5 protein-coding genes and 1 pseudogene are annotated in these 6,201 nt (G+C 49.5%); 5 read left to right on the forward strand and 1 reads right to left on the reverse strand.

Annotation, left to right across the window (positions count from 1 at the left end):
• Positions 1 to 397: pseudogene (locus tag MKMG_RS10150) on the reverse strand (sulfurtransferase FdhD); the annotation flags it as partial.
• A gap of 113 nt (positions 398 to 510) precedes the next feature.
• On the opposite strand from MKMG_RS10150, the gene MKMG_RS10155 reads away from it, so the two are divergent.
• The 5 genes from MKMG_RS10155 to MKMG_RS10175 all read left to right on the forward strand — a co-directional run bounded on the left by MKMG_RS10155 (position 511) and on the right by MKMG_RS10175 (position 6,064).
• Positions 511 to 1,659 (forward strand): LL-diaminopimelate aminotransferase, encoded by a 1,149-nt coding sequence (locus MKMG_RS10155; RefSeq protein ID WP_165077743.1) that lies wholly within the window; start codon positions 511 to 513, stop codon positions 1,657 to 1,659.
• Positions 1,656 to 2,963 carry a diaminopimelate decarboxylase gene (lysA, locus tag MKMG_RS10160; RefSeq protein WP_165077735.1) on the forward strand — a complete coding sequence of 436 codons (1,308 nt, stop codon included), beginning with the start codon at positions 1,656 to 1,658 and terminating at the stop codon, positions 2,961 to 2,963. The genes MKMG_RS10155 and lysA overlap by 4 nt, the downstream gene beginning before the upstream one ends.
• Before the next feature lie 26 nt (positions 2,964 to 2,989).
• Positions 2,990 to 4,267, forward strand: a complete 1,278-nt coding sequence (locus MKMG_RS10165; RefSeq protein WP_165077737.1) for a hypothetical protein — start codon at positions 2,990 to 2,992, stop codon at positions 4,265 to 4,267.
• Positions 4,268 to 4,358: 91 nt separating this feature from the next.
• Positions 4,359 to 5,333, forward strand: a complete 975-nt coding sequence (gene radA, locus MKMG_RS10170; RefSeq protein ID WP_165077739.1) for a DNA repair and recombination protein RadA — start codon at positions 4,359 to 4,361, stop codon at positions 5,331 to 5,333.
• 17 nt (positions 5,334 to 5,350) lie between these two features.
• Positions 5,351 to 6,064 (forward strand): phosphoglycolate phosphatase, encoded by a 714-nt coding sequence (locus MKMG_RS10175; RefSeq protein WP_165077741.1) that lies wholly within the window; start codon positions 5,351 to 5,353, stop codon positions 6,062 to 6,064.
• Positions 6,065 to 6,201: the final 137 nt, after the last annotated feature.

Consider the following 6,201-nt stretch of genomic DNA (forward strand, 5'->3'; position numbering starts at 1 on the left):
TTCCCGTTTTCTGCCAGATGTCCGACATTACTTCTGCAGTGGCTGCATACACATCTTCCGGTGGTATACAGAGGGACGATGTGACGATTCCCGGTTCATTCTGATGAATGCCGTGTCCTCCGCCTGTCCGCATCTCAGGGGTTACATTTTTTCGCGTGTCGGCCTCTACCCATATGTCGGAGCCTTCCACGTTCACTGTCTCAACCGCGTCAGAGAGACCTTCGCAGATGACAAATCCTGCACCCAGCTCTCTGAGCATATCATTGCTCGCCACCTGATCCAGAATATGGGTGTTGTTCAGGTAGAGGGAAAACCGGTCTTCCCGTATCACGTCATCGGTAATTCTTCTGGGTATGCCATCTTCCACCCGTATTCCGGGATAACTGTCGGTAAACATCTGAACCCTTTTCCCTGTGTCGAATATCTGTTATATATCGCAATAAAATATATAGATTCAATTGGCTGGTATGAATGCCCTTATATTGATTTGTTGCCCTATATGAATGGATGATGTACGCAGACCGTCTGGACCATCTTCCGCCCTATCTTTTTGCCCGGATTGATGCAATGAAGGCAGAAAAGAGGGCGCAGGGTGTTGATGTAATAGATTTGGGGGTCGGAGACCCGGACCTTCCGACACCACCACATATCATTGAATCACTTGTCGAAGCAGCGCGCGATCCGGCAACCCACCACTATCCCGACTACACGGGTATGTTCTCATACCGTGAAGCAGTCGCTGCATGGTACAGGGACCGGTTTGGAGTGGAACTCGATCCAAAGCGTGAAGTGCTGGCGCTGATTGGTTCAAAGGAAGGTATTGCACATATTCCCGAGGCATTTGTGAACCCGGGTGACTATGTGCTGGTACCTGACCCCGGATATCCTGTGTATAAGACATCAACGCTGTTTGCAGAAGGGAAGATTTGGGAGATGCCACTAAAAGAAGAGAATGCATTCCTTCCGGATTTCAGTGCCATTCCATCAGATGTCTGTTCAAAAAGCAGGCTCATGTTTTTGAATTATCCAAATAATCCGACAGGGGCCATTGCACCGCTCTCATTCTTTGAGGAAGCCATCGAATTCGCCAGAGAACATGACGTGATCATTGTGCATGACAATGCCTACTCTGAAATATCATTCGACGGCTACAGAGCGCCATCATTTCTGGAAGTGGACGGTGCAATGGATGTCGGAATTGAGATGCACTCCCTTTCAAAAACCTACAACATGACCGGCTGGCGTATCGGTATGGCGGCAGGGTCTGCAGATATCATTGCAGGTCTCGGGCGTGTTAAGACCAATATTGATTCCGGTGCGTTCGATGCCATTCAGACAGCAGCAATAACAGCGCTGACTTCATCACAGGAGTGCATTGCAGAGTCCTGTGCAGTGTATGAAGAGCGACGGGATATTCTGGTCTCAGGTCTGCGCGGGTTAGGGTTTGATGTGACGTCACCCAGGGCAACGTTCTACGTCTGGCTTAAGGTGGATGATTCGATGGAGTTTGCAGCGAAGATGCTGAACGAAGCCGGAATTGTCGTCACACCAGGCACTGGTTTCGGGGATGCCGGGGCAGGGTACGTGCGGTTTGCCATCACGCGTTCAGTTGAACGAATCGAGGAAGCGCTGGAGCGCATGCGCGGAGTCTTTGCATGAGATACCCTGCTCATATATCTGATAAGAAGGGTCATCTCCATATCGGGTCGCATGACACAACGGTTCTTGCACAAAAATACGGCACACCGTTATATGTGACCGATGAACAGCGTATCCGCGAAAATTACCAGTTATATTATGATGCGCTGACAGGCTATTATGACAAGGTGCAGGTGCTGTATGCGGCAAAGGCAAACGGCAATCTCGCTGTCCTGAAGGTATTTGCATCCCTTGGTGCAGGTGCGGATATCTTTTCAACCGGTGAACTCCATCTGGCCCTCGCTGCTGGTATGAATCCGGAACATCTGCTCTTTAACGGCAGTTCAAAGACCGATACAGATCTCTCCACTGCCCTTGACAAGAAGATTCGCGTCTCCCTTGACTCTGTGGATGAACTGCTGCAGCTCGATGCCATCGCTGAGAAGGCCGGAGTGACAGCAGAGGTTTCATTCCGGGTAAATCCTGCAATGGATGTACCCACACATCCCAAGATTGCAACAGGTCTTGCTACAAGTAAATTCGGTATACCCGCAGGAGAGATCGTCTCCGCGTATCAGGCAGCGATGGATGCAGAGAATATTCTGCCCGTTGGTCTCCACTGCCATATCGGATCACAGATTCTTGAAGTTGAACCCTTCGCAAAGGAAGCTGAAGTGCTCATATCTGTCGCCCGTGATATCACCGATATTGGTGTAAAATTACGCTTTATGGACGTTGGCGGTGGTCTTGGGGTTCCGTATCATCGTGATACCGACCCTGTGCCAACCCCTGCTGAGTATGCAGATGCTGTTATGCCGGTATTTCTGGATGGTATCAGTTCCATCGGAATCAGACCGGAATTCTGGGTTGAGCCCGGCAGATACCTGCTGGCAGATTCAACTGTTCTTCTCTCACGGGTGAATTCCGTCAAACGTTCACACAAGACATTTGTGAATGTCGATGCCGGATTTAACCTGCTGTTACGCCCTGCGATGTATGACTCATATCATGAGGTGGTCGTTGCAAACAAGGCCGGTCCTGAAGATTCCAAAGAGGATAAGAGGGAGGTTGTGACCGTGACAGGACCAATATGTGAAACCGGCGACATTATTGCGCATGACAGACTCCTTCCGCCGGTTGAATCAGGAGATCTTATTGCCATACTTGATACCGGGGCGTATGGGTTTTCGATGTCATCACAGTATAACAGCCGGCCCCGGTGTGCAGAGGTGATGGTGAATGATTCGCTTGAAGGCCTGATGCGCCGTGCAGAATCAATCATTGACATCAAGCAGACAATGAATACACTTCCGTGGCAGAAGTAAGAGAGAGCCACTAATTTTTGATAGATATGCGGGCATATTATTCGCTTGTTGATGACTTGTTTTCATTTGAAACATTTCAGGCGCTGGTTGAGGAGGTTGCCGGGGATTCAGAGAACGTCTTTGATGAACGAACCTCTGCGATGATCGTACTGCGTCGTGCCGGAAGGAAACACCAGAAGATTGCCCGCCTGCCTGAAAATTCCACCAATGTTCATTTTTTTGCGAAAGTTCTTCACAAAGGGGATGTCACGACGTTCACCCGTGATGACGGGTCAACCGGTGCGGTAAGAAAGATTGAGGTGGGAGATGACAGCGGTGAGGTCTCCCTTGTTTTCTGGGATGAACGTGTCTCTGTAGTGGACGATATCGAGACCGGCACGGTAATTGAGGTGGTAGGCAAGGCCGGGTCTGCGCGTGAAGTGCAGGTAATTGACCTGCAGAAGACGGTCTGTGATATTCCGACCCGGAATGATGCTGAAGGTTTTTCCGGTAATCCGCAAAACGGCGATACGATTGATGCGACGATTGTGGCAATCAGTGATGTCAGCACATTTACCCGGCGTGATGGAAGTGAGGGAACGCGGATGGATGTGGCGATTGCGGATGCCACCGGAACCGGGGTGCTTGTGCTATGGAATCCGGAGATGCTCGACGGGTTTGTGGTGGGTGACGGGATTCATGCATCCGGGTTACGCAGGAATACGCGCAGCGCAGGAAGGGAGTATTCAGCCGGGTCTCATGCAGTGATAGGGAAGGCAGATGTCAGATATGTGCCGCTCTTCACTGAGGTATCCGCTCTTCAGCCGGACACTACGGTATCTGTCTCCGGAACTATTCACGGCATAAGGAGTGCGCGGGAGTTTACCACCCGGAAAGGAACACAGTCATGGGTACGCAATGCGGAGTTCAGGGACGAAAGCGGAACGATTCATCTGGTCCTCTGGGGCGATAATGCCAGAAACCCTCCTGCAGAAGGGGACAACATTTCACTCTTTAATGCCTCCTGCAAAGATGACCGGAGAGGCAGAGCGGAAATTCAGGTCAGCTGGGGCTGTCTTCTGAGCTGTGACTCTGTGCTCAGGAGCGAGACCGTCAGTATATGCGGGATGGTTATTAAGACTGCCAGAGGGCGATGCATTGATGACGGGCGTGAATGTCTGCTTATTGATGCCGACCTGCCTTTTGGAACGGAATTCAGTGTGGAAGGGTTACGAACCGGAGACAGGCTCGCAATAAGCTCATATTCAGAGTATATTCGTTCAAAAGAATCGTTGACCGGACGGATTGAGTCAATAAAACAGTGATTATTACTTTCGCACCCCGCACAGGTGGGTTTCTTAACCGTTCAGAAAAATGGTATATCAGCACAGATGCAAAACAGAGAGGTAAGAGAATATGGCAGAACTTGAAATTGAGGATCTCCCGGGAGTCGGACCAACAACGGCTGACAAACTCAGGGATGGGGGATATACAACGATTGAAGGCATTGCAACAGCATCATACGCTGATCTTGCCGAAGCAGCAGAGATTGGTGAATCCACGGCAAAGAAGATGATCCGTGAAGCCCGTAAAATGGCTGACATTGGTGGATTCAAGACCGGTACTGCTGTTCTTGAAGAACGAAAGACCGTCAGAAAACTAAAGAGTCTGGTTCCGGATTTTGATGAACTGCTTGGGGGCGGCCTTGAAACAAAATCGATAACAGAATTTTACGGCGAATTTGGGTCCGGTAAGAGTCAGATCTCTCATCAGATGGCGGTCAATGCGCAGCTTCCTGAAGAGTACGGGGGTCTGAACGGTTCATGCATATACATCGATACTGAAAATACGTTCCGGCCTGAGCGAATTGAACAGATGGTGAACGGGCTGGAACTTGATATTGAAGTGCCTCCCATAGAGCAGTTCCTGGAACGGATTCACGTGGCAAAAGGGTATACCTCTGATCACCAGATGCTGCTTGTTGACAGTGCGCGTGAACTGGCGGGAGAACTTCGTGAGACCGAGCATCCCATCCGGCTTTTTATTATTGATTCGCTGACTGCCCATTTCCGTGCGGAATATTCCGGTCGGGGAACACTCTCTATCCGGCAGCAGAAACTGAACAAACATATGTATGACCTTGCCAAACTGGCAGAGGAACATAATGCGGTTGTTCTCGTCACCAATCAGGTGCAGTCAAACCCGGCGGTCTTCTTTGGTGACCCGACAAAACCGGTGGGTGGCAATATCGTTGGGCATGCATCAAAGTTCAGAATTTATCTTCGGAAGAGTAAGGGCGGCAAGCGCGTTGCAAAATTAGTTGACAGTCCAAGTCTTCCCGATGGTGAAGCCGCATTCCTTGTGGATACACCCGGAATGAAACCGCTCTGAGCTGAATTATTGAATATATGAATACCTATTTTTCCTGTGATCCTGTGGCAGTGATCACGGATATTGACGGCACTCTGACCGATGAACGCAGGCGTATCAGCACGGCTGCAATTGAGTGTATCAGGACACTGACAGATTCGGGTATACCTGTCATTCTTGCAAGTGGCAACACGCTCTGCTCAATGACCATGCTGGCTAAGATGATTGGAACTGATGGAACCGTCATCTGCGAAAACGGCGGGACATACCGGATTGGATTCGATGGCGATGAGCGCGTTATTGGTGATATATCCGCATGCAGGAAAGCATTCTCATTAGTAGAGCAGTTTTATGAGAAACAGGGGGAGATACTGCAGTTGTACAGTTCTGAGTATCGCTTTGCTGACGTTGCATTTGCACGCACTGTTGATCCGGATACCGTCCGCAAACTGCTTTCAGACTCTCCTGTTCGTGTACTGGATACCGGGTTTGCCATCCATCTGCAGGCTGAAGGGATAACGAAAGCGACTGCGTTTTTAAATATTTGTGAGGAGACCGGCAGAAACCCTGAAGAATTCCTGGCAGTGGGTGATTCCCACAATGACATTGAAATGATTCAGGCGGCAGGTTGTGGCGCAGTTGTGCGCAACTGCAGTGATGACGTATGCAGTGTCGCAGACTATACTTCTGAAAAAATGTATGGTGAAGGGTTTGTTGATGCAGTAAAAAATGTGTTTCCTTCACTTTTTTGACATGAATCTGTCAACAACGATATAATCCCTGATATCTTTCACCGCTTCAAATGGAATGAACATTTTGTCATCCTCGGTTTTGTAATTTGATGTGTCAAATCCGGATTCCGGCTTAACTACAAGATCAGTAACTTCCC

This window comes from Methanogenium sp. MK-MG (genome assembly GCF_009914725.1).
GTDB lineage: Archaea > Halobacteriota > Methanomicrobia > Methanomicrobiales > Methanomicrobiaceae > Methanogenium.